Below are 20,885 nucleotides of genomic sequence, written 5' to 3' on the forward strand. Positions count from 1 at the left end.
ATGGGGATTGATGTGCTGGTGACTGTGCTGGTGACTGTGCTGGTCTGTGTGGGTGTGGTGCTCGCGGCCATCTGGTCCGGGACCCGGATGGTCTCGCGCGGCGGCATGGCGAAGGGGGCCACCGGCACGTTCGGGAGTGTGCTGGGCATGATCGATCCGGCCACCGGCGCGCCGACGAACGTCGAGGCGGCGGCCGCACGTGAGGAATTGAAACAGCAACGGCACGAGGTCTACTCGGAAGGTCCGGGCGGGTACGGCGTGGATCTGGCGGGCGGGAAGATTGTCCTGCCGCCGCAGGGCGGAAACCACCCGGCCTGACCACCCTCCGAGACACATTGCGGGGGCCCGGATGCCTGCGGGTAGGATTTTCTGGAATCAGTAATCCGGCTCACAGTATCCAGCGCAGTGTACGGGCCACCACCATGTCCAGAGGTACTTTTCTTATGGTTGACACTGCACATTCAAGCGCCGATCTTGCCGCGGAGCTGCGGGCGGACGTCCGCCGGGTTTCCACGCTCCTCGGCGAATCGCTGGTCCGCCAGCACGGCCCGGAGCTGCTGAACCTCGTGGAGCAGGTCCGCCTTCTCACCAAGGAATCCAAGGAAGCCGCCCGCGGCGGTGCCGACGCCACGGGCCCTTGGAGCGCACACGACGTCGTTGCCCAGGTCCGCGAACTGCTCGCCTCCCTGCCGCTGGACGAAGCCACCGAACTGGTCCGCGCCTTCGCTTTCTACTTCCACCTTGCCAACGCCGCCGAGCAGGTCCACCGCGTCCGCGGGCTGCGCACGCGCAAGGAAAAGGACGGCTGGCTCGCCCAGGCCGTCTCCGAGATCGCCGGCGAGGCCGGCCCCGAAGTGCTACAGGACGTCGTCAACGGCCTGGACGTGCGCCCCATCTTCACCGCGCACCCTACCGAAGCCTCCCGCCGTTCGGTGCTGGACAAGATCCGCAAGCTCTCGGACGTGCTGGCCGAGCCCACCGAGGAAGGTACCTCCGCCCGCCGGCGCCAGGACCGCCAGCTCTCCGAAATCATCGACCAGATGTGGCAGACCGACGAACTGCGCCAAGTCCGCCCCACGCCGGTGGACGAGGCCCGCAACGCGATCTACTACCTCAACAGCATCCTCGGCGACGCCATGCCGGAGATGCTCACGGACCTCTCCGAACTGCTCGCCGAGCACGGCGTCAGCCTGCCCGCCCAGGGTGCCCCGCTGCGTTTCGGGTCCTGGATCGGCGGCGACCGTGACGGCAACCCGAACGTCACCGCCGCCGTCACCCGCGAAATCCTGCAGCTGCAGAACCAGCACGCAGTCCGCCTCAGCATCTCCCTGGTGGACGAGCTCATCTCCGTGCTCTCCAACTCCACCGCGCTGGTGGGTGCCGAGCAGGAACTGCTGGACTCGATCGCCGTCGACCTTGAGAAGCTTCCCGGCCTGGACAAGCGGGTCCTGGAACTCAACGCCCAGGAGCCGTACCGCCTGAAGCTGACCTGCATCAAGGCCAAGCTGATCAACACGGGCCGCCGCGTGGCCGCCGGCAGCTACCACGAGCCCGGCCGCGACTACGCCACCACCGCCGAAATGCTCGGCGAGCTCGAGCTGCTGGAAACTTCGCTCCGGAAGCATTCGGCGTCGCTCGTGGCCGACGGCGCGCTGGCCCGCGCCCGCCGCACCCTCGCCTCCTTCGGCCTCCACCTGGCCACCCTCGACATCCGCGAGCATGCCGACCACCATCACGACGCCGTCGGGCAGCTCATCGACCGGCTCGGCACCGAGGGTCCCTACGCGGAGCTCAGCCGGGAGGAGCGGTTCAAGCGCCTGAGCATCGAACTGGCGTCCCGCCGCCCGCTCTCCGGCCACCCGATCAAGCTCGACGGCGCCGCGGACGGCACGTACGACGTCTTCCGCAGCATCCGCCAGGCCTTGCAGACTTACGGCCCGGACGTCGTCGAGACATACATCATCTCCATGACCCGCGGCGCCGACGACGTGCTCGCGGCCGCCGTGCTGGCCCGCGAGGCGGGCCTCGTGGACCTCTTCGGCGCCGCCCCGCACGCGAAAATCGGCTTCGCGCCGCTGCTGGAAACCGTGGAAGAGCTGCGGGCCTCGGCCGAAATCGTGGACCAGCTGCTCTCCGACCCGTCCTACCGGGAGCTGGTGCGCCTGCGCGGGGACGTGCAGGAAATCATGCTGGGCTACTCGGACTCCAACAAGGAATCCGGCGTGATCACCAGCCAGTGGGAGATCCACAAGACCCAGCGGAAGCTGCGCGACGTCGCCGCCAAGCACGGCGTCAGCGTCCGCCTGTTCCACGGCCGCGGCGGGTCCGTCGGCCGAGGCGGCGGACCCACCTACGATGCCATCATGGCCCAGCCCAACGGCGTCCTCGAAGGCGCCATCAAGTTCACCGAACAGGGCGAAGTCATCTCGGACAAGTACTCCCTGCCGGAACTGGCGCGGGAAAACCTGGAACTGTCGCTGGCCGCCGTCATGCAGGGCTCCGCGCTGCACCGCACCCCGCGCACCTCCGAGGACCAGCGCGAACGCTACGGCGAAGTCATGGAGACCATCTCCGATGCCGCCTTCGAGCGCTACCGCTCCCTGATCGACGACCCCGAGCTGCCCGCCTACTTCCTGGCCTCGACGCCCGTGGAGCAGCTCGGCTCGCTGAACATCGGCTCCCGCCCGTCCAAGCGCCCCGATTCCGGCGCCGGGCTGGGCGGCCTGCGGGCTATCCCGTGGGTGTTCGGCTGGACCCAGTCCCGCCAGATCGTGCCGGGCTGGTTCGGCGTGGGTTCCGGCCTGAAGGCTGCCCGCGAAGCCGGTCGTTCCGCGGAACTGGCCGAGATGATGGACCGCTGGCACTTCTTCCGCTCCGTGATCTCGAACGTGGAGATGACCCTGGCCAAGACGGACATGGACATCGCCGGACACTACGTCTCCTCCCTGGTCCCGGCCGAGCTGCACCACCTGTTCAAGGCCATCCGCGCCGAATACGAGCTCACCGTGGCCGAGGTGGAGCGGCTGACCGGCGAAACCGAACTGCTCGAGGCCCAGCCGACCCTCAAGCGCTCCCTCGAAATCCGCGACCAGTACCTCGACCCCATCAGCTACCTGCAGGTGGAGTTGCTGCGCCGGGTCCGCGAAGCCTCCATCTCCGGGGCCGAGATCGACGAACGCCTGCAACGCGCCATGCTCATCACGGTCAACGGCGTGGCTGCGGGGCTGCGGAACACCGGGTAAGGTCCCTTCTTTCGCGCGAACGTACAGTTGAGGCCCTTTTTTCCGCCTTTTTGGGGCTCCAACTGTACGTTCGCGCGTTATGGGGGTGCCCACTAGGGTTGATGGGTGCCGTCTTTTCAAGCCAAGTTGAAGATCACCGGGCTCCGGCCCGGGAATGCTCCTGAGTCCGTCATGGCTTCGGCCGTCGAGGCGTTGGAGACCCGGCACCATGTGGAATCGGACCAGCTGGGCATCGTGGGCGGGGTCCCGCAGATCGTGCTGCGCTTCCTCGTGGAGGCGCGCGACTACCAAGGTGAGAACAGCGAAGCCCGGCTCTCGGCCGAGATGATGCGCGACGCCGTCGAACGCGTTGCGCTGACCGGTTCCCTCACGGTGCTGCGCCGCAGCCGCGGCAAATGGGCGCCCGTCTGACGTCCGATAGGATCTCAAGAATGCCCGTTCTTGATGCCTCCCTCCAGCTCGACACCCTGCCGCAGATGCTCCTCGATGTGGGCGCGATCGAGCAAAACATCGCCATCAAGGAAGCCTGGACCCGGGACCACGGCATGTTGCTGGCCCCGCACATCAAGACCACCATGACCGAGGAGATCGTGCGGCGGCAGCTGCCCGGCTGCTGGGGCGTCACCGTAGCGACTGCCAGCCAGTGCGCGAAGGCCGTCGAGTGGGGCGCCACCCGGATCCTGATCGCCAACGAGGTGCTCTTCCGCGGCCACCTGGAGCAGCTGCGTGCCCTGCTTGCCGCCACTGCGGAGCTGGAGATTTACGCGCTGGCGGACTCGGCTGCCGGGGTTGCCGCCGCGGCGGAGGTCTTCCGCGGGGCTGGGTCCGAAGGGGCGGGCCGGCCGCTCAAGGTGCTCATCGACGTCGGGATCTCCGGCGGCCGCACCGGCATCCGGACGGCGGCGGAAGCCGGGCCGCTGGCGGCGCAGGTTTCCGCGGCCGGCGGGCTGCTCCTGGCCGGCGTCAGCGCTTACGAGGGCGTGGCCCCGAACGTGCGCACCGGGGAGAACCTGGCCGCCGTCGACTCCCATTGCCGCCTGGCCCGCGACATCTTCGAGTCGCTTGAATTCGAGGTGGAACAGCCTGTCTTCACCGTGGGCGGATCCGCGTTCCAGGACCGCGCCGCGATGTTCCTGCCGCAGGGTGCCGTTAACGTGCTGCGCTCGGGCTGCTATGTGGTGCACGACCACGGCACCTACGCCGGTGTGTCCCCGGTGCCAGGCCTGGAGGCCGCCGCAGTGGTCCGCGCCCTGGTGGTCTCCGCTCCGGAGCCCGGCCGGGTGATCCTGAACGCGGGCAAGCGCGAACTGGCGTACGACGCCGGACTGCCGGTGATCGTCGCACACTACCGGGGCGGGGAGCTGCTTTCCGGCGGGGAGCTTCCGGCCGCTACGCTCACCAAGCTGTTCGACCACCACGCGATCGTCGACGACGCAGCTGGCTTCGAGGTCGGAGACATCGTGGACCTCGGCATCTCGCACCCCTGCTCGGTGTTCGACCGCTGGCGCGAAGTCATCGCGGTGGGACCGGACGGCGTCGAGGTCTGGAAGCCGGCCTTCTAGGAGCCTGCGGCAAGGTACCCGCCAAACCGTGGGTTACCGGACGAAATTTGGGCCGGTTTTCTTTATTTCGGCGGGCGCTTTCACAGGGCCTCCGGATCGTCCTGGCTGGGTTCCTGGAGCATGTCCAGCGGCTCGTCCACCGGGGAGCGGTTGCCGCGTTTCCGCGTGACGATCACGCCGACCACGATGCCGATCACCAGGCCCATGCCGACTCCGATCAGTGAGCTCGCCCAGAACGGCAGCTTCGTGGTGGAACCGGCGAAATAGCCGAGCCCGGTCTGCCAGGACGCCCACAGCAGCCCACCGAGCGCGGCGCAAAGGCTGAAACCACGGGCGGAGACGTCGGCAATCCCGGCGGCGGCCGACGTCGCGAGCCGTCCTCCCGGGATGAAGCGGGCGCCGATGATCGCGCCGTAGGTGGAGGAACGGCCGGCCTTGGCGATGGCTTCATGGATGCCGCGGTGCACCCGGCGGCCCCATTTCCAGCGGTCCAGCACATGGCTGAGGCGCCGCTTGAACAGCTGGAACACCACGATGTCGCCCAGCCACGAGGCCGCCGCCGCCACGAGGCCGACCAGCCACGGGTTCACGGTGCCTTCGGCGGCCAGTGCCCCACCGGTGATCACTGCCATTTCCGACGGCACGGGAGGGAACACGGCGTCGCCAAGGACCAGGGGGATGATCCACAGGTAGATCGCCCCTCCCCAGCCCTCGGCCGTGCTCAAGTCCATGCGCACAAATTACCGCACTCCGGGGGTGGCGGTGCCGCACAAACTGGCAGCTGTTGCCCATAAATTTGCCGCTTGGGATCATCTGCTGCCGGTTCGCGCGGGGGGAGAGAGTGGGAGACTGAGGACATGCGGATTGAACTGGTGCAGGGCGACATCACGACGCGCGCGGTGGATGCGATCGTCAACGCCGCAAACTCCTCCTTGCTTGGCGGCGGGGGAGTGGACGGCGCCATCCACAGGGCCGCAGGGCCCGAACTCCTGGAGGCATGCAGGGAACTCCGGCGGACGGAACTGCCGGACGGACTGCCGGTGGGTGCCGCCGTCGCGACCTCCGGGTTCCGGCTCTCCGCCCGCTGGGTCATCCACACCGTGGGCCCGAACCGGCACGCCGGGCAGACCGACCCCGCGCTGCTCGCATCCTGCTTCCGGGAGAGCTTGGAGCTCGCCGAATCCCTGGGCGCGCGTTCGGTGGCGTTCCCCGCGGTGAGTGCCGGCGTGTACGGCTGGGATGCGCGCCAGGTTGCCGAAACAGCGTTCGACGCCGTCAGCGGCTTCGCTGCCTCGCGTCCGGACAGCGGGGTGGAACTGGTGGAGTTCGTGCTGTTCAGCCCCGGGATGGTGGAGGCATTCCGGCGCGTCCGGGAAGGGTGAGCGGAGCGGACGCCGGTCCTTGATGCAGGGTGCGGTCCCGGACAATGGTCGGGCTTCATGGCGGACAATGGAGCCGAGGTTTCGGGGATTGACCTCGTGCCTGACTTCATCGCGCACGCCCGTGCCCGGTTTCCTTCGGTGCCGTTCGGTGTCGGATCGCTGCGCAGCCTCGGGGTTGGGGACGGCCATTTGGCCGGTGTGCTCGCCTGGTATTCCCTGATCCACTTCGCTCCGGAGGACCTGGCTCCGGTGCTGCTGGAGTTCGCCCGTGCTATTGCTCCCGGCGGCGGGCTGCTCCTTGGCTTCTTCGAATCGGAGGAGCTGCGTCGCTTCCCCCACGCGGTGACGGACGCATACTCCTGGCCCGTGGAGAGAGTTGGCGCCCTCCTTGAGGCTTCCGGGTTTTCCGTTGTCGAGAGCCATTCGCGAACCGATCCAGGGCACCGGCCGCACGCGGCGATCGTTGCCCGGCGGCTCGGCCGACAGGGCGGAACTGCCCGGTAATTCAGGAGTTTCCGTACGTCGTTGTCGGCGTCACACCTCCGTCCTAAGATCAAAAAACAGGGTCCCGGCTCTCCCTGTCGGGGCCGAGTTTAGGGAGGTACGTGATGTTGATCGAAGACGTCCGGAAGCTGGACGACCAGGGCCTGGCAGCCTGGGACCAGCACAAGCCCGATGACTTCGCCGGCATGTTCGCCGACGATTTCACGCTGTCGGACGTGACACTGCCCGAGGCCCTTCATTCGACGGACCAGGTGCGGCACTACATGGAATCGTGGTTCACCGCGTTCCCTGACATGCATATCCGCAGCATCAATCGCGTGGTGACCGAGGACGCGGTGGCCGCAGAGGTCGAGTTCACCGGCACGAACACCGGGCCCCTTGCGTTTGGCGGCATGGAAATGCCCGCCACGGGGAAAACCGTCAAGGGCAGCGGCACCTATTTCGTCTCCGTGAGCGATGGCAAGATCACCTCGTTCAGCGCTCATCCTGACGTGGCCGGCATGATGGCCCAGCTGGGGATGATGCCCGGCGCCTAGCCGTTCAGGCCCCGCCCGCTTCGAGCACGGACTTCAGGGTGTCGAGTTGCCCGACCTCCGACTGCATGGTCTTGGTGATCATCGATCCCATCAGCTTCATGAGGCCTTTCGGCTCAAGATCCAGCTCGAAGCGCACAGTGGTCCGCCCGTCCCTCTCTTCCAAGGTGAAGGATCCGTTCGGACGGGCCGGGCCGGCAGTCACCTCGAAATCAATGCGCCTGCCGGGCTGGGCTGCGGTGATCTCGTAGTCGCCAGCGATCGGGCGGCCTCCGGGACCGGTCAAGGTCTGGGAGTACACCGCGCCCTGGGCGCCTGCCTGCCCGCCGGCGAGGGCAACTTCCTGGACTGCCGGACGCCAAAGTTTGTTGTTCAAGCCATCCGCCAGGAAAGCGTAGACGTCGTCTGCGGTGCGGTTGATCGTGACTTCGTTTTCTGCGTGGGCCATGTGGGTTCCTTTGCGTCATCCGGCCTGCGGCGCGGCGCTTCCCGCCGTCGTGATCGCATGTGCGTGGCCGAGGGCTCGGCCTGCGCGGAAGTACCAGTACGGCCACAGCACCCAGCCGACAGCGCCGAGTGCGGCCCCGATCCCGGTGACCGTCCAGCGGAGCGCGTCCGGGCCGGGCAGCACGTAACCGAGGCCTGCGACCGGCAGGCCGATCAGTAATGCCGCGCCGATGAACCTGCCGAGCCGGGCTAGGCCCCGCGGGAAGTCTTTGTGCCTCAGGAGTTGCCGGTGGGCCAATAGGAACCAGGCGGCCTGGACGGTCATGGCCGCGACAGTGACGAGCGTGGACGGGACAAAGTCCAGGACCCGGAAGACCAGCAGGAACGAACTAGCCGAGCCCGCCACGCTCGCGGCGACGACCACCCATTTCAGGCTTTCGTTGCCCGTGCCGGCCGGCAGCCTCCGGTGGACCTGCAGGATCACCGGGATGACCAGGAGGTTGAAGATGCCGCCGATTGCGTCGTTCGTGGTACCGAAAACGTAGGGGCCGCCCTTCGGCACCTCGAACGCGTACATGGCGGCAAGGGTCGCGACGCCGGCCACGCCGGCAGCGGACGCGGTGTAGGCGAACGCGGACGCAGTCCGGTCGCCGGGAAGTTCAGGGAGCTGGGCGCTGCTGTGGTCCTGCATGGATCCTCCTGGAATCCAGTGCGGCGCTGGCCGCAAAGCGATGAAATGGCCCCAGCAGTCCCATGGTATTCCTGCGGAGGGTTCATCGGGAGGGACAGCTGTTCGCTTAGTCCGCCAGCACCTGGAACATCACGTGGTCCTGCCAATGGCCGGCGATCTTGAGGTACCTCGGAGCCATTCCGTAGCTTTCAAAGCCGTTGCGCTCGAGGACTCGTTGCGAGGCGGTGTTGTGAAGGAGCGTTTCGGCTTGGAGACGGTGTAGGCCAAGCTCCCGGAAAGCAATCTCCTTGACCTCCGCGACGGCGGCACTCGCAAATCCGCGCCCGTTGTGGGTCTGGCGCACCCAGTAGCCGATCCCGCCCGACTCCAGAGCACCCCTGACAATGCTGCCAATGTTGATCCGTCCCACCAGCCCGCCGTCGGCGTCGGTGATCGCCAACGGAACCATGGTGCCGGCGTCGTGGCTTGCAAGCGACTGCTGCAGAAGCTTGTGTTGGGTTTCCTCGGTGAAGAAGCTGTCCTCGCGGATCGGGTCCCAAGGCGCCAGGAAATCCCGGTTTTCGGCCAAGACCTTTGCGAGGGCCGGGGCATCTTCCAGGGTTATGAGCCGGGTGATTGCCAAGGGGGATCCTTCCGGACGTCAGTGCGCTTCGCTGAGTTCCAACCGGCTGCGGTACTCCACCGGCTGCCTGCTGATCGGGTCCACGAAGCGGATGCCGCGGGCCAGCAGTTGCAGCGGCTTCGAGTAATCGTCGGGCGCCTTGTCCAGCAGCTCCGGATAGAACGCGTCGTTCACGATCCCCAGACCCAGCGACGCCATGTGCACGCGCAACTGGTGCGTCTTTCCGGTGTGCGGCTCCAAACGGTACAGCGCCCGGCGACCAGCCGCTCCGGCGTCGAACGTTCTCAGCTGCTCGATGCGCGTCTCGGTGTTCGGCTCGCCCTCAACCACCTCGGCAAGCAGGTAGTCGCGCGACTTCACCATGCGGTTGCGCACCAGCGCGGGGAAACCGACGGCGGGACGTCCCGGTGCGGGCTCCGCGGCGGAGACGCACTCGTACTCTTTCTGCACTTGGCGCTTCTCGAACAGCACCTGGTACTTGCCGCGGGTTTCCGGGTTCGTGGAAAGCAGCAGGACGCCGGCGGTCATCCGGTCGAGGCGGTGCATGGGGATGAGGTCCGGCAGGCCGAGCTGGTTCCGCAGCCGCACCAGCGCGGTCTCCTGGATGTAGGTGCCGCCCGGCGTGGTGGGCAGGAAGTGCGGCTTGTCCACCACCAGCAGGTGCTCGTCCTGGTGCAGGATGTTGATCTCCACCGGCAGCGGCGTCTCCTGGGGGAGCGTGCGGTAGTACCAGATGAAGGTGTGGTCCTCGAGCCTCGTGTGCCTGTCCAGGGGAATCCCGCCTTCGCCCACGATCTCGCCGGCGTCGAAGCGGTCCTCGATGCCCTGCGGGTCGATGTGGCCCCAGCGGTGCATCATGTAGTCCATCGCGGTGTCCCACGGCCCCTCGTCCGGGAGGCGCAGGCGGGTGGCGTTCACGCCGTCGCGCACGGGAAGGGGGGATTGCATCACCGGTCAATTCTACCGGTGGCTCGCCTCCGCCCGTCCGCCCGCGCCGGTCCACCCGCGCGTAGGCTGGCCGCATGACTGCTTTCCGAATGGACCACGTGGGCGTCACCGTGCAGGACCTCGACCGGGCCATAGCGTTCTTTGAGGCGCTGGGCTTCGAGATGGAGGGGCGTTCGGAGGTCGGCGGGGCCTGGGCGGACCGGGTCAACGGCCTGGACGGGACCCGCGTGGACATGGCGATGATGAGTCCTCCAGGCGAGGGCGGCACCAAGCTGGAGCTCAGCCGGTTCATCTCACCGGAACCGGTGGGGGAGATGGCCCGGCCGGTGAACTCCTTCGGCTTCAGCCACGTCTGCTATCAGGTTGACGACGTCGACGCCGTTGTCGCCAGGGCGCGCGATGCCGGCTACGGGCTGGTCCGGGAACTCGTGAACTATGAGGACATCTACCGCCTGGCGTACATCCGCGGGCCGGAGGGCCTGCTCGTCGAGGTCGCGCAGGCGCTGTGAGCCGGAAGGCCGTGTGAACCGGCACACCCACCACCGACGGTAAAAAAATTCTTGACAAAAAAAGTTGTCGGTTGGCATGATGGACGCATGTTGGACATCGAAGTGATCGAGGACCCTGCCGCCGCGGAAGCGTCACTGGATCCGATCCGCACCCGCATCCTCCAGGAGCTCGCCGAGCCCGCCTCGGCCACGCAGCTCGCCGCCAAGGTGGGACTGCCCCGGCAGAAGGTCAACTACCACCTCAAGGCCCTCGAAAGCCACGGCCTGGTGGAACTTGTGGAGGAGAGGAAGAAAGGCAACGTCACCGAACGCATTTTGCGCGCGACGGCGGCCTCCTACCTGATCTCGCCGGTCGCCCTGGCCTCGGTGGCGCCGGACCCCCGGCGCTTCGCGGACCGCTTCTCTGCGTTCTGGCTGCTGGCGCTCGCAGGCCGCACGGTCCAGGAGATGGGCAAGCTCATCGCAGGCGCCGCGGCGGCCAAGAAGAAGCTGGCGAGCTTCGCGATCGACGGCGAAATCACCTTCCGCACGGCCGCGGACCGCGCCGCCTTCGCCGAGGAGCTCGGCGTTGCGGTGACCCGGCTTGTGGACAAGTACCACGACCGCGGAAGCGGCGCCTCAAGCGGCGGTGCCCACGACGGCGGTGCGGCCGGCGGAACCGCAGCCGGCGGGCGCAAGCACCGCCTCGTCGTCGTACTCCACCCCGCACTGAAGGCACCCAAAGAAAGCACGGAACTCAAGGAAAAGGACCAAGGCAATGACTGACAAGCGCGAATTTGAAATCGTCTTCGACGGCGAAATCCCCGGCACTCCTGAGCGGGTCTGGGAGGCCGTGACCAACGGCACCGCCGCTTGGATGTTCCCCACGGACCAGTGGCCCTCCGTCAAGACCGTGGAGGAGTACCCGAGCCACCTGGTGGACCGCATGGAGGGGCCCGATGGCTGGTTCAACCAGCTCGAGCACGTCATCGAACCGCTGGACGGCGGCCGGGCCAAGCTCCACTACGTGCACAGCGGGATTTTCGAGGCCAACTGGGATGAGCAGTACGACGGCGCCAGCAAGCACACCGCCTTCTACCTGCACACCCTTGGCCAGTACCTGCAGCACTTCGACGGCAAGCCCATGGTCTTCACGGACATCCAGGCCCCCGAGGCCTCGCAGACCCCGGACGGCTTCGAGCGGCTCAAGAAGGCCCTCGGAGTCGAGGGCGTGGCACAGGGTTCCCCTGTGGAGGTGGAGGTGGACGGCGTGGGCACGCTGAGCGGTGAACTCGACTTCTCCAACGAGCACTTCCTGGGCCTGCGCACTTCCGACACCCTGTACCGCTTCTTCGGCCGCAACAACTTCGGCGCCACTGTGGGCATGACCGTCCACGACTTCAGCGGAAGGGGCGACTCCGAGGCCACAGCCAAGGCCTGGGGCGCGTTCCTGGAGAAGGTGTACGCCTAGGCTCCAGAATGCGGGGCCAGCTCTACGTCCTTTGACGCGTCGAAAAGACGTAGAGCGGGCCCCGCAACTCTGCCGACTTAGCAACTCTGCCGGTTTAGCAACTCTGCCGGCTTATGCCGGAGATTCGATCGGCACCCAGGCGCCCAATTGGCTTGTTCCCGCCCAACTGACTCGCAGTTGTTGTCGTTTTGACGCCTCAAAACGACGTTAACTGCGAGTCAGTTGGGGGAGGGGATCAGGCGATCGCCGCCTCCTGGGGCTCCTTCAGCGTCCGGCGCAACTGCGGCGCGGCGTCCAGGCGGTCCTGGGCGGCACGCAGGGCGAGGACCGCCGTCGTGAGTTGCTCCGGCGGGAGGGTGAACGGCACCCGCAGGAAATGCTCGAAGGAGCCGCCGACGCCGAAACGCGGCCCCGCTGCCAGCCGCAGGCCGAACTCGGGGGCGAGGACCGCGAGGGCGGTGCTCGACGCCGAGGGCAGCCTGCACCAGACGGTCAGGCCGCCGCGCGGGCGTTCGAAAGTCCACCCGGGAAGGTGCTCGGCCAGCAGGCCAAGCAGGGTCTCACGGTTTCCCCGCAGGGTCTCGAGCCGGGCGCCCAGCGGTTCGGCGAAATCGCGCATCAGCCGGGCGGCGGCGAGTTGTTCCACGGCCGGTCCGCCGAGGTCCATGGTGGTCCGGGTCGCCACGAAGCGGGCGATGAGTTCTTCGCCGGCGCGGATCCAGCCCGTCCGCAGGCCTGCCCAGTGCGACTTGCTGAGCGAGCCGATGGAGACCACCGCGGGGCTGAAGGCGGCGAGCGGCGTGGTGCCGACGCCGTCGAGGTCCAGGGCGCGCAGGGTCTCATCCACCACCAGCACCGTGCCGGTACCTGCCGCCTCGCGGACCAGGCGCCGGCGCTGCAGGTCCGACATCACGCGCCCTGTGGGGTTGTGGAAGTCGGGGAGCAGGTACGCCATGGCAGGGCGCTGCTGCCGCATCGCGGAAACCATGGCGTCGATGTCCCAGCCCGGACCGCTTGCCCCTGAAGCTTCGGCGGCGGGCAGCGGCACCGGAACCGTCCGTGAACCGGAGGCCCGGATGGCGTCCAGGGCATTCGGGTAGCTCGGATGGTCCACCAGCACCTTCTGCTGCCGGCCGGCGAGCGTGCGCAGGATGATGTTCAGCGCGTGTTGGGCGCCGGAAGTCACCAGGATCTGGGACGCCGACGTCGGAACGCCCGCTTCCGTGTAATGCGCGGCGATCGCTTCCCGCAGCACCGGGACGCCGAGCGGGTCGTAGCCGAAGCCCGGCAGCAGCGCCGGCAACTCGGTCAGCGCGTCCGCGAAGGCCCGGTGCACCACCTCGCCGGTGGCGGGCAGCGAGGCATAGGCAAGGTCCAGCACGCCGTCCGGAGCCACGAGGCCGGGGGTCTGGGCCAGGGCCATGCGGTGCGGGAGCCGGGTGCGCGCCCGGCTTCCCTGCCCGCCGCTCAGGAAGCCCTGTTCGCGCAGCCCGGCGTAGGCCGCGGTGACCGTGGTGCGGCTGACGCCGAGCGTTTCGGCGAGGGCGCGCTCACTGGGGAGCGCGACATCCAGCGCGATGCGCCCGTCCAGCACCAGCAGGCGCACGACGTCGGCCAGCTCGCGGTACGCGGCCGCCGCGCCCGTGTTCCAGGCGCCCAGGAGGCGGGCGAGGGCTGCGGGGCTTAGTGAGCCCGAAGGGTTCGACAGGGAAAGCATAAGACCAGTATTTCAAACTGGCTATGGAAAGCAATGCCAGTTGTCTTGAAAGATGGAGCCATGATGACCCGCAGAATCACCCAGCTCCTGATCGGCCTCGCGATGTATGGAATCTCCCTGGCCATGTTCATCAGGGCAAGCCTCGGACTGGATCCCTGGGACGTGTTCCACCAGGGGCTCGCCGGGAAGCTCGGCTGGAGCATCGGCACCGTGGTGGTGGTGGTCAGCTTCCTGGTGCTCCTGCTGTGGATCCCGCTGCGGCAGATGCCCGGCTTCGGCACCCTCGCCAACGCCGTGCTGGTGGGCGTCTTCGCCGACCTGGGCCTGGCCCTGATTCCGGCCTTCTCGCACCTCGGCGGCCAGATCGCCATGCTGGCGGGGGCCGTGCTGCTCAACGGAATCGCCTCCGCCTGCTATATCGGGGCCCGGCTTGGCCCCGGTGCCCGCGACGGGCTCATGACCGGCCTGGCCCGGCGCACCGGCTGGTCAGTGCGCCTGTCCCGCACGCTGATCGAGGTAGTCGTGCTGGGCTCCGGCTGGCTGCTGGGCGGCTCGGTGGGCGTGGGCACAGTGGTTTACGCCTTGGCGATCGGGCCCCTGGTCCAGTTGCTGCTGCCGCTGTTCGTGGTTCCTGAAAGGACCGCACCGCGGGAGAGCGCGCTGGACGAGACGGTTCCGCAAGCCCAAGTAGCTGGCAGTTAATGTCGTTTTGAGGGCGCAAAACGACATTAACTGCGAGTCAGTTGGGCCGCGGGACCGAGATCACGGCGCCGGCTGGCAGCTCGGGCAGAAGTAGATGGTCCGTTCCTCCAGGCCCGGTGATTTCCCCAGCATTCCGCGCCGGATCGGAGTGCGGCAGCGCAGGCACGGCTGGTGTTCGCGCCCGTAGACCCAATAGCCCGGGCGCAGGGCCCGCGGTCCCAGTGTGGAGCGCGGCCCGGCCCCGAGGTTGGCCTCCAGCAGCCGCTTGGCATCGGCCAGGATCGCGGCAGGATCAGGCACCGAAGCCACGGGGACGGCCGGGTGCACACCGGAAAGGAAGCACGACTCGCAGCGGTAGATGTTTCCGATTCCGGCCACGTTCCCCTGGTCCAGCAGGGCGAGTCCGATAGGAGTTTCCGGTGACGCCTCCAGCCGCCGCAGCGCCTCCGCCGGATCCCAGTCAGGGCCCAGCAGGTCCGGGCCGAGATGCCCCAGGACCCGGTCTTCTTCCTCGCTCCGGATGACTTCCAGGATGCCCAGGGAGAAGCCGACGACGTCGGCCGAGGCCGTGCGCAGCACGCACCGGGCGGTGTGGCCGGGTTTCCGCCACTTGCCTCCCGGGGCATAGACCTGCCAGCTGCCCTCCATCTTGAGGTGCGAATGGATGGTCAGGGCGCGGCGCGTGTTGTTGGCGGCGGAATCATGCACGCGCATCAGCAGGTGCTTGCCCCGCGGCACCACCTCCTCCACGGTCCAGCCCGACAGGTCCAGGGTGGCGAAGCGCGGCACCCTGAAATCCGAGGACAACAGCACCTTCCCGGCCAGCGCCTGGTGCAGCTCCTTTGCGGCCCGCCAGACGGAATCTCCCTCAGGCACGGATTCTCAGGCCCTTCGGGGTGGAGTAGGCGCCGGCCGCGGCCAAAGCCTCCGCGATGGGCGTGCCCAGGAGATCCTGGCCGTTGGCCTTTTCCATGATGAGTTTGTCGACGGCTCCGCGGCGCACCACGTCCACCAGCGACGCAGCGGCAGCCGCCAGCACGCCGTCGTCATGGCCGAAGGTGAGCAGCGTCTTGCCGCCGCGTTCCACGTACAGGGCCAGGGCGCCGTCGACCATCACCACCAGCGCTCCCGCCTTCCTGCCGGGACGGTGCCCGGAGGCGGCGTCGGCGGGCAGGGCGGGCCAGGGCAGGGCGGCACCGTAGGGGTTGGCGGGATCCGTGGCGGCGAGGGCCAAAGCGGAAGGCTCGTGCTTCTCTGAGCGGGCGTCCTCGGCAAAGGAACGCAGGCGGTCAACGGTGGCGGGAACGGCGAACTGCGCGGCCCCGAGATGCTCAATGAAGTAGCCGCGGCGGCAGCGGCCGGCTTCCTCAAGCCGGGCCAGCACCTTGTACATCAGGCCGAAGCCGCCCAGGATGTTCTCCGCCATCACGGAGCCGCGGGTGACCACGCCGTAGCGGTCCAGCAGGAGTTCGGCGGTGCCGCGGGCGTGCAGGGTGGGGTCGAGCTCCGGCGCCGGAAGGGCGGACCAGCGGCCCACCGCCAGGGGCGGCGTCGCCGCGGCAGATCCTGACAGGGAGCCGTAGCGGCCGCTCAGCCCGGGCGAAGCGAAGCCGCTGTCCGCGCCGATCCCATGCGCGCGGCCGATCCGGCCCAGGCGAAGCGAACGCGCGCGCGGCGGCCTGGCGACCTGCCGGTGTGCGGTCCTGCCGCCGGCGATCAGCGCGCGTACCGGCGCGAAGGTGTCGCCGGTGATCCGCCCGGCCCACACGAGGTCCCACAGCGCGGCCACCACGGCGTCGTCGCTGAGCACGGCATCCATGCCGCCCGCGACGTCCGTGAGCTGGCGGAAGAAGTAGGCCCCGCCGCCGTCGCGCAGGTGCCCGAGGAGGCGTAGCTGCGCATCCGCTGGTTCGAACTCCGGGTCCGGGTTCAGCGTCAGCTCCGCGGAGTCGGCCACGTGCAGGCTGATCCAGCCGTCGTTGCCCGGCAGCGAACCGGCCCCGGCCCAGAGCAGTTCGCCGGCGGCCATGAGTTCGTCGAGCATGGCCGGCTGGTAGTCGGCCACCCGGCTGGCCAGCACCAACGGCTCCCACGCCGACGCCGGAACCGGCACTCCGGAGAGCTGGTCCACGGCGGTCATGATGCCGTCCAGCCCGCGCAATGCCGAGCCCGCACGGGACCTTCCGGGCTGGCGGACGTTCTGCCAATCGGGCAGGAACCGCCCGTACGCGGCCGCCTCCACAGGCTCGACCTCGGCCCGCAGCGCAGCCAGTGAACGGCGCCGGAGCTTGCGCAGCACCTCCGCATCGCACCATTCGCTGGCAGGCGGCGGGAGCAGGGATTGCTGAGGGATTTCGGCGGCTTCGGATACTGCCGCCGCTTCGCTGCCGGGTGCGGGTTCTTCCGCCACCGGGTGCGGCCGGAACTCGCCTTCCACCACGCGGCCGTCGGCGGCGAGCCGTTTCAGGGCGGTGCGCACGACGGCGGCCCCGAGCCCCAGCCGGGCGGCGGCCTCTTCCGCGGTGAACGGGCCGTGGGTCCTTGCGTAGCGCGACACGAGATCGCCGAGGGGATCGGCCACCGGCTCGATGAAGGCCAGCGGGACACCCATGGGCAGCGGGACGCCCACCGCGTCCCGGAGCCGTGCCGCGTCCTCGATGGCCGCATAGCGTTCCACCCCGCCCAGGGTCACCGTGAGTGCACGGTTGGCTTTGCGGAGGGCAGCCAGATGGAGGGCGGCGACGTGCACGGCGGCCTCGGCCGTGCTGCCGTCCTCAAGGCGGGCAGCCACCTCCGCCGCGTCCAGGGGTCCGAGCAGGCGCAGCAGGTCCGCGACCCCTTCCAAGCCCCGGACCCGGCGGTCCGGAACAAGCCGCTGCAGCTCCAGCTCGGTGACTTCGATGACCTTGGCATCGAGCAGTTCACGCAGTTCCACCCGGCCCAGCAGCTCGTTCAGCAGGGTCGAATCGAGGGCCAGGGCGGCCGCCCGCCGTTCGGCCAGGGGCGAATCGCCCTCGTACAGGTACTGGGCCACGTAGCCGAAAAGCAGCGACTTCGCGAAGGGCGAGGGCTGCTGGGTGGTGGTCTGCACCAGGCGCAGCTCCCGGCGTTCGATGGCGCCGGCGATGTCCTTCAACGCCGGGAGGTCGTAGACGTCCTGCAGGCACTCGCGCACGGTTTCGAGCACCACCGGGAACTGGGGGTACTTCTTCGCCACGTCCAGCAGCTGGGCCGAACGCTGGCGCTGCTGCCAGAGCGGCTGCCGCTTTGCCGGGTTTTGCCGGGGGAGCAGCAAGGCCCGGGCGGCACACTCGCGGAAACGGGAGGCGAACAGGGCGCTGCTGCCCACCTCCGCCGTCACGATCTGCTCCAGTTCCTCGGGCTCGAAGAGGAACAGCTCCGCTCCGGGCGGTTCGTCCTCCATCATCGGCACCCGCAGCACGATGCCGTCGTCGGCGGCCATGGCGGAGCCGTCCAGGCCGTAGCGCTGCTGCAGGCGCTGCCCGACAGCGAGTGCCCAGGGCGCGTGCACGGGCATGCCGAAGGGGCTGTGCAGCACCACACGCCAGTCGCCCAGTTCGTCGTGGAACCGTTCGACGACGAGCGTGCGGTCGTTCGGGACCACCTCCGTGGCCTGCTGCTGCTCGCGGAGGTATTGGAGCAGGTTGCGGGCGGCGAAGTCGTCCAGGCCGCTGGCCTTGCAGCGTTCCAGAGCGGGGGCGGGATCGGATGCGGAGAGCTCGCGGACGAAGGCGCCCAGCGCCCTGCCGAGGTCCACGGGCCGGCCCAGGGAATCGCCCTTCCAGAACGGGAGCTTCCCGGGCTGGCCGAAGGCGGGGGAGACCAGGACGCGGTCGTGGGTGATGTCCTCGATCTTCCAGCTCGTGGCCCCGAGGGCGAAGATGTCTCCCACACGGGATTCGTAGACCATTTCCTCGTCGAGCTCACCCACGCGGCGCCCGCCCTTGGCAGCCCTCGACGCCGTTCCCGCCTGTTCGCCGGACCCGCCGGAACCTCCGGCGGGGCCTTCGTGTTCCGTGCCGATGATGTAGACGCCGAAGAGCCCGCGGTCCGGAATGGTGCCGCCCGACGTCACCGCGAGGCGCTGGGCCCCGGGCCGGCCCTCGATGGTGCCGGCGTTGCGGTCCCAGATGATGCGCGGGCGCAGTTCGGCGAATTCATCGGACGGATACCGGCCGGAGAGCAGGTCCAGCGTGGCCTCGAAGGCCGAACGCGGCAGGGTGGCGAACGGCGCGGAGCGGCGCACCGTGGCAAACCAGTCTTCGACGTCGATGCTCCCCAGCGCAGCGGCAGCGACCGTCTGCTGGGCGAGGATGTCCAGGGGGTTCGCCGGGATGTGCAGGCGTTCGATTTTCCCGCTGAGCATGCGTTCCACCGTGACCGCGGTGTGGACGAGGTCCGCGCGGTGCTTCGGGAACAGCACACCCTCCGAGATTTCGCCCACCTGGTGCCCGGCACGGCCCACCCGCTGCAGCCCGCTGGCCACCGACGGCGGCGACTCCACCTGGATCACGAGGTCCACGGCCCCCATGTCGATGCCAAGCTCCAGGGACGAGGTGGCCACGACGCAGCGCAGCCGCCCGGACTTGAGATCGTCCTCGATCATGGCCCGCTGGTCCTTGGACACGGAGCCGTGGTGCGCCCGGGCCAGCACGGGATCGGCGCCCCTGGTGCTGCCCGCCTGCGCCATCATGTGGGCAGGCGTGGCGGTGGATGTCCCGGGCAGGGAAGGCGCTTCGCCGTCAGGTGCACCGAAGTCCGGGACGAAACCGGCGGCGGCGTCGGGAAAGCCATCGGAGAAGACATCCACCGGTATGAGCTGGCGTTCGGCGTGAATTTCGTTCAGCCGGGCCGTGAGGCGTTCGGCGAGGCGCCGCGAGTTGGCGAAGACGATGGTGGATTGCCGGGAGAGGACCAGGTCCACGATCTTCTCCTCCACATGCGGCCAGATGGAGGCCTGCGGCTGCAGCCCGGACGCCGGCCCGGAATCGAAGGCTCCGGCCGCGCCCGCGAGGTCCGACATGTCCTCCACAGGGACGCTGACGGCGAGCTTCCAGTTCTTGGTGAACGCCGGGGCCACGATTTCCACCGGCGCGGAGGAGGACAGGAACTGGGCCACGAGTTCCCGCGGCTCCACGGTGGCGGACAGCCCGATCCGCTGGGCGGGCTTCGGGAGAAGGGCATCCAGCCGCTCCAGGGACACCGCAAGGTGCGCCCCGCGCTTGGTGCCGGCCACAGCGTGGACTTCATCCACGATCACGGTGTCCACATCCATGAGCGTTTCCCGGGCACGCGAGGTGAGCATCAGGAACAGGGACTCGGGCGTCGTAATGAGGATGTCCGGCGGGTGGCTGAGCAGCGCGCGGCGCTCCGCCGTCGTCGTATCCCCGGAACGGACGCCGACGCTCACGATGGGTGCCGGCAGCCCCAGGCGCTTGGCGGTCTGCGTGATGCCGATCAGGGGCGAACGGAGGTTGCGTTCGACGTCCACGCCCAAGGCCTTGAGCGGGGAAATGTACAGTACGCGGGTCTTGCGTTTTGCCTTGCCCTCCGGCGCCGGGGCTGTTGCTGCTGGGGCCGCGGGCGCCAGCAGCTTGTCCAGCGCCCACAGGAACGCGGCGAGGGTCTTGCCCGAACCGGTGGGCGCAACCACCAGGGCATGGGCGCCGGAGGAAATGGCGCGCCAGGCGCCGTCCTGCGCAGGGGTCGGCGCGGCGAACGCGCCCAGGAACCACTCACGGGTGGCGCGGCTGAACGCCTCCATCACCCCGTTGCGCGGCTCCTCCTGCATTCCTCCATCATGCCGCAAGGCACCGACAAGAAAAGGAGAAAGTCAGTTTGCCTGGAACGCACCGATGGTCAGCAGCTTGATGCCGGCGTTGCTGCAGGCCTCACGCTGCTGCGCGAGGAACACCGAAGCGGTGTCCTCCGGCGGGTAGATCCGGAAACCCGCGGCCGGGACGTGCTTGCAGTCGGGGTAGAGGCCGGCCTGGGTGTAGCGGAGCACGGCGGCGCCCGAATCGCCCGGCTGCAGCAGGAGTTCCACTGGGGCCTTGGAGGTGTCGCGGTCCGCGGGCGCGCCAATCGGGGCGGCCGTGGGCCCGGTAACCAGCGAGACACCCGGGAAACCCTTGAGGATGCAGGGCGCCGTCCCCGAGTTGGTCAGGATGAGTTTCTGGTACACGCTGCCGGCGGCGCCGCCGCCCGTCGAATCGACGCTCGGGGTGAGGGAGGCGGACTTGCAGAGGCCGGGGGTTCCGGAGGAGTCAGTGCCCGTGGCGCTCGCCGGCCCCGAGGGGCTGCTGTCCGAGGGGCTCTGCGAGGCGCTGGGAGTAGTGTCCGACGACGGGCTACCGGAGCCAGGGTTCTGGCCCTGGCCGCAGCCGGCCAGCACCAGGAGTGAGGCTGCCGCGGTCGTGAACAGGAGGGCCTTTTTGGCGCGCGCAGTAGTCATGCGCCCAGCCTTCCGGCGTCGATTGCCCGAGTCAACCACGCCACGGCGGCGGATACGGAAATGGCGCCCGGATCGTGATGTTCCGGACGCCATCCTTTCAG

General features: G+C 68.6%; 19 protein-coding genes and 1 pseudogene. 11 read left to right on the top strand and 9 right to left on the bottom strand.

The features are described from left to right. The 4 genes from ACZ9CK_RS02010 to ACZ9CK_RS02025 all read left to right on the top strand — a co-directional run bounded on the left by ACZ9CK_RS02010 (window position 1) and on the right by ACZ9CK_RS02025 (window position 4,804). The gene (locus ACZ9CK_RS02010; RefSeq protein ID WP_476049088.1) at window positions 1-318 is read left to right on the top strand and encodes a hypothetical protein; all 318 of its coding nucleotides are present in this window, start codon (window positions 1-3) and stop codon (window positions 316-318) included. A gap of 125 nt (window positions 319-443) precedes the next feature. Then, window positions 444-3,242, top strand: coding sequence for a phosphoenolpyruvate carboxylase (gene ppc / locus ACZ9CK_RS02015; protein ID WP_426302111.1), 2,799 nt, complete (start codon window positions 444-446; stop codon window positions 3,240-3,242). A gap of 105 nt (window positions 3,243-3,347) precedes the next feature. After that, the gene (locus ACZ9CK_RS02020; protein ID WP_426302112.1) at window positions 3,348-3,653 is read left to right on the top strand and encodes a hypothetical protein; all 306 of its coding nucleotides are present in this window, start codon (window positions 3,348-3,350) and stop codon (window positions 3,651-3,653) included. A gap of 20 nt (window positions 3,654-3,673) precedes the next feature. Continuing rightward, window positions 3,674-4,804, top strand: coding sequence for an alanine racemase (locus tag ACZ9CK_RS02025; RefSeq protein WP_476049089.1), 1,131 nt, complete (start codon window positions 3,674-3,676; stop codon window positions 4,802-4,804). 80 nt (window positions 4,805-4,884) lie between these two features. On the opposite strand, the gene ACZ9CK_RS02030 is transcribed toward ACZ9CK_RS02025, so the two are convergent. Then, on the bottom strand, window positions 4,885-5,535 hold the full coding sequence (locus tag ACZ9CK_RS02030; RefSeq protein WP_426302114.1) for a DedA family protein: 651 nt from the start codon (window positions 5,533-5,535) through the stop codon (window positions 4,885-4,887). 126 nt (window positions 5,536-5,661) lie between these two features. On the opposite strand from ACZ9CK_RS02030, the gene ACZ9CK_RS02035 reads away from it, so the two are divergent. From ACZ9CK_RS02035 to ACZ9CK_RS02045, 3 genes and pseudogenes are all read left to right on the top strand, one after another. Beyond that, window positions 5,662-6,186, top strand: a complete 525-nt coding sequence (locus ACZ9CK_RS02035; RefSeq protein ID WP_426302115.1) for an O-acetyl-ADP-ribose deacetylase — start codon at window positions 5,662-5,664, stop codon at window positions 6,184-6,186. A 24-nt stretch (window positions 6,187-6,210) separates the two neighbouring features. Further along, window positions 6,211-6,690, top strand: a pseudogene (locus tag ACZ9CK_RS02040) (class I SAM-dependent methyltransferase); the annotation flags it as partial. Between the two features lie 104 nt (window positions 6,691-6,794). Next, the gene (locus ACZ9CK_RS02045; protein ID WP_426302117.1) at window positions 6,795-7,226 is read left to right on the top strand and encodes an ester cyclase; all 432 of its coding nucleotides are present in this window, start codon (window positions 6,795-6,797) and stop codon (window positions 7,224-7,226) included. 4 nt (window positions 7,227-7,230) lie between these two features. On the opposite strand, the gene ACZ9CK_RS02050 is transcribed toward ACZ9CK_RS02045, so the two are convergent. The 4 genes from ACZ9CK_RS02050 to ACZ9CK_RS02065 all read right to left on the bottom strand — a co-directional run bounded on the left by ACZ9CK_RS02050 (window position 7,231) and on the right by ACZ9CK_RS02065 (window position 9,931). After that, a complete protein-coding gene (locus tag ACZ9CK_RS02050) occupies window positions 7,231-7,671 on the bottom strand; it encodes an SRPBCC family protein (RefSeq protein WP_476049090.1) in 441 nt (146 codons plus the stop codon). A 15-nt stretch (window positions 7,672-7,686) separates the two neighbouring features. Beyond that, complete coding sequence (locus ACZ9CK_RS02055; RefSeq protein WP_476049091.1) at window positions 7,687-8,361, bottom strand: hypothetical protein; 675 nt, start codon at window positions 8,359-8,361, stop codon at window positions 7,687-7,689. 106 nt (window positions 8,362-8,467) lie between these two features. Continuing rightward, window positions 8,468-8,983: a GNAT family N-acetyltransferase gene (locus ACZ9CK_RS02060; RefSeq protein ID WP_476049092.1), complete on the bottom strand. Its 516-nt coding sequence runs from the start codon at window positions 8,981-8,983 to the stop codon at window positions 8,468-8,470. An 18-nt stretch (window positions 8,984-9,001) separates the two neighbouring features. After that, a complete protein-coding gene (locus tag ACZ9CK_RS02065; RefSeq protein WP_476050840.1) occupies window positions 9,002-9,931 on the bottom strand; it encodes an RluA family pseudouridine synthase in 930 nt (309 codons plus the stop codon). A gap of 74 nt (window positions 9,932-10,005) precedes the next feature. Between ACZ9CK_RS02065 and ACZ9CK_RS02070 the strand changes: the two genes are divergently transcribed. The 3 genes from ACZ9CK_RS02070 to ACZ9CK_RS02080 all read left to right on the top strand — a co-directional run bounded on the left by ACZ9CK_RS02070 (window position 10,006) and on the right by ACZ9CK_RS02080 (window position 11,890). Next, complete coding sequence (locus ACZ9CK_RS02070; protein ID WP_476049093.1) at window positions 10,006-10,440, top strand: VOC family protein; 435 nt, start codon at window positions 10,006-10,008, stop codon at window positions 10,438-10,440. Window positions 10,441-10,527: 87 nt separating this feature from the next. Further along, a complete protein-coding gene (locus ACZ9CK_RS02075) occupies window positions 10,528-11,205 on the top strand; it encodes an ArsR/SmtB family transcription factor (RefSeq protein WP_426302122.1) in 678 nt (225 codons plus the stop codon). Continuing rightward, window positions 11,198-11,890: an SRPBCC family protein gene (locus ACZ9CK_RS02080; protein WP_476049094.1), complete on the top strand. Its 693-nt coding sequence runs from the start codon at window positions 11,198-11,200 to the stop codon at window positions 11,888-11,890. The genes ACZ9CK_RS02075 and ACZ9CK_RS02080 overlap by 8 nt, the downstream gene beginning before the upstream one ends. Window positions 11,891-12,125: 235 nt before the next feature. Here ACZ9CK_RS02080 and yczR read toward each other — a convergent pair whose 3' ends face one another. Next, complete coding sequence (gene yczR / locus ACZ9CK_RS02085; RefSeq protein WP_476049095.1) at window positions 12,126-13,607, bottom strand: MocR-like transcription factor YczR; 1,482 nt, start codon at window positions 13,605-13,607, stop codon at window positions 12,126-12,128. A gap of 60 nt (window positions 13,608-13,667) precedes the next feature. Between yczR and yczE the strand changes: the two genes are divergently transcribed. After that, window positions 13,668-14,309 carry a membrane protein YczE gene (yczE, locus tag ACZ9CK_RS02090; RefSeq protein WP_476049096.1) on the top strand — a complete coding sequence of 214 codons (642 nt, stop codon included), beginning with the start codon at window positions 13,668-13,670 and terminating at the stop codon, window positions 14,307-14,309. A gap of 60 nt (window positions 14,310-14,369) precedes the next feature. On the opposite strand, the gene ACZ9CK_RS02095 is transcribed toward yczE, so the two are convergent. Genes ACZ9CK_RS02095 through ACZ9CK_RS02105 form a run of 3 tightly spaced genes read right to left on the bottom strand, consistent with a single transcriptional unit; the run spans window position 14,370 to window position 20,784 of the window. Further along, window positions 14,370-15,185: an Fpg/Nei family DNA glycosylase gene (locus ACZ9CK_RS02095; protein WP_476049097.1), complete on the bottom strand. Its 816-nt coding sequence runs from the start codon at window positions 15,183-15,185 to the stop codon at window positions 14,370-14,372. Next, window positions 15,178-20,121 (bottom strand): ATP-dependent helicase, encoded by a 4,944-nt coding sequence (locus ACZ9CK_RS02100; RefSeq protein ID WP_476049098.1) that lies wholly within the window; start codon window positions 20,119-20,121, stop codon window positions 15,178-15,180. The genes ACZ9CK_RS02095 and ACZ9CK_RS02100 overlap by 8 nt, the downstream gene beginning before the upstream one ends. A 42-nt stretch (window positions 20,122-20,163) precedes the next feature. Further along, window positions 20,164-20,784 carry a DUF4232 domain-containing protein gene (locus ACZ9CK_RS02105; RefSeq protein WP_476049099.1) on the bottom strand — a complete coding sequence of 207 codons (621 nt, stop codon included), beginning with the start codon at window positions 20,782-20,784 and terminating at the stop codon, window positions 20,164-20,166. Window positions 20,785-20,885: the final 101 nt, after the last annotated feature.

The sequence above is a fragment of the Arthrobacter sp. TE26545 genome (genome assembly GCF_056279005.1).

Coding starts and splice junctions, on each gene's coding strand:
- yczR (WP_476049095.1), bottom strand. CDS start 13,607: ATGCTTTCCCTGTCGAACCCTTCGGGCTCACTAAGCCCCGCAGCCCTC.
- ACZ9CK_RS02065 (WP_476050840.1), bottom strand. CDS start 9,931: ATGCAATCCCCCCTTCCCGTGCGCGACGGCGTGAACGCCACCCGCCTG.
- ACZ9CK_RS02045 (WP_426302117.1), top strand. CDS start 6,795: ATGTTGATCGAAGACGTCCGGAAGCTGGACGACCAGGGCCTGGCAGCC.
- ACZ9CK_RS02030 (WP_426302114.1), bottom strand. CDS start 5,535: ATGGACTTGAGCACGGCCGAGGGCTGGGGAGGGGCGATCTACCTGTGG.
- ACZ9CK_RS02050 (WP_476049090.1), bottom strand. CDS start 7,671: ATGGCCCACGCAGAAAACGAAGTCACGATCAACCGCACCGCAGACGAC.
- ACZ9CK_RS02035 (WP_426302115.1), top strand. CDS start 5,662: ATGCGGATTGAACTGGTGCAGGGCGACATCACGACGCGCGCGGTGGAT.
- yczE (WP_476049096.1), top strand. CDS start 13,668: ATGATGACCCGCAGAATCACCCAGCTCCTGATCGGCCTCGCGATGTAT.
- ACZ9CK_RS02105 (WP_476049099.1), bottom strand. CDS start 20,784: ATGACTACTGCGCGCGCCAAAAAGGCCCTCCTGTTCACGACCGCGGCA.
- ACZ9CK_RS02055 (WP_476049091.1), bottom strand. CDS start 8,361: ATGCAGGACCACAGCAGCGCCCAGCTCCCTGAACTTCCCGGCGACCGG.
- ACZ9CK_RS02010 (WP_476049088.1), top strand. CDS start 1: ATGGGGATTGATGTGCTGGTGACTGTGCTGGTGACTGTGCTGGTCTGT.
- ACZ9CK_RS02075 (WP_426302122.1), top strand. CDS start 10,528: ATGTTGGACATCGAAGTGATCGAGGACCCTGCCGCCGCGGAAGCGTCA.
- ACZ9CK_RS02100 (WP_476049098.1), bottom strand. CDS start 20,121: ATGCAGGAGGAGCCGCGCAACGGGGTGATGGAGGCGTTCAGCCGCGCC.
- ACZ9CK_RS02070 (WP_476049093.1), top strand. CDS start 10,006: ATGACTGCTTTCCGAATGGACCACGTGGGCGTCACCGTGCAGGACCTC.
- ppc (WP_426302111.1), top strand. CDS start 444: ATGGTTGACACTGCACATTCAAGCGCCGATCTTGCCGCGGAGCTGCGG.
- ACZ9CK_RS02080 (WP_476049094.1), top strand. CDS start 11,198: ATGACTGACAAGCGCGAATTTGAAATCGTCTTCGACGGCGAAATCCCC.
- ACZ9CK_RS02025 (WP_476049089.1), top strand. CDS start 3,674: ATGCCCGTTCTTGATGCCTCCCTCCAGCTCGACACCCTGCCGCAGATG.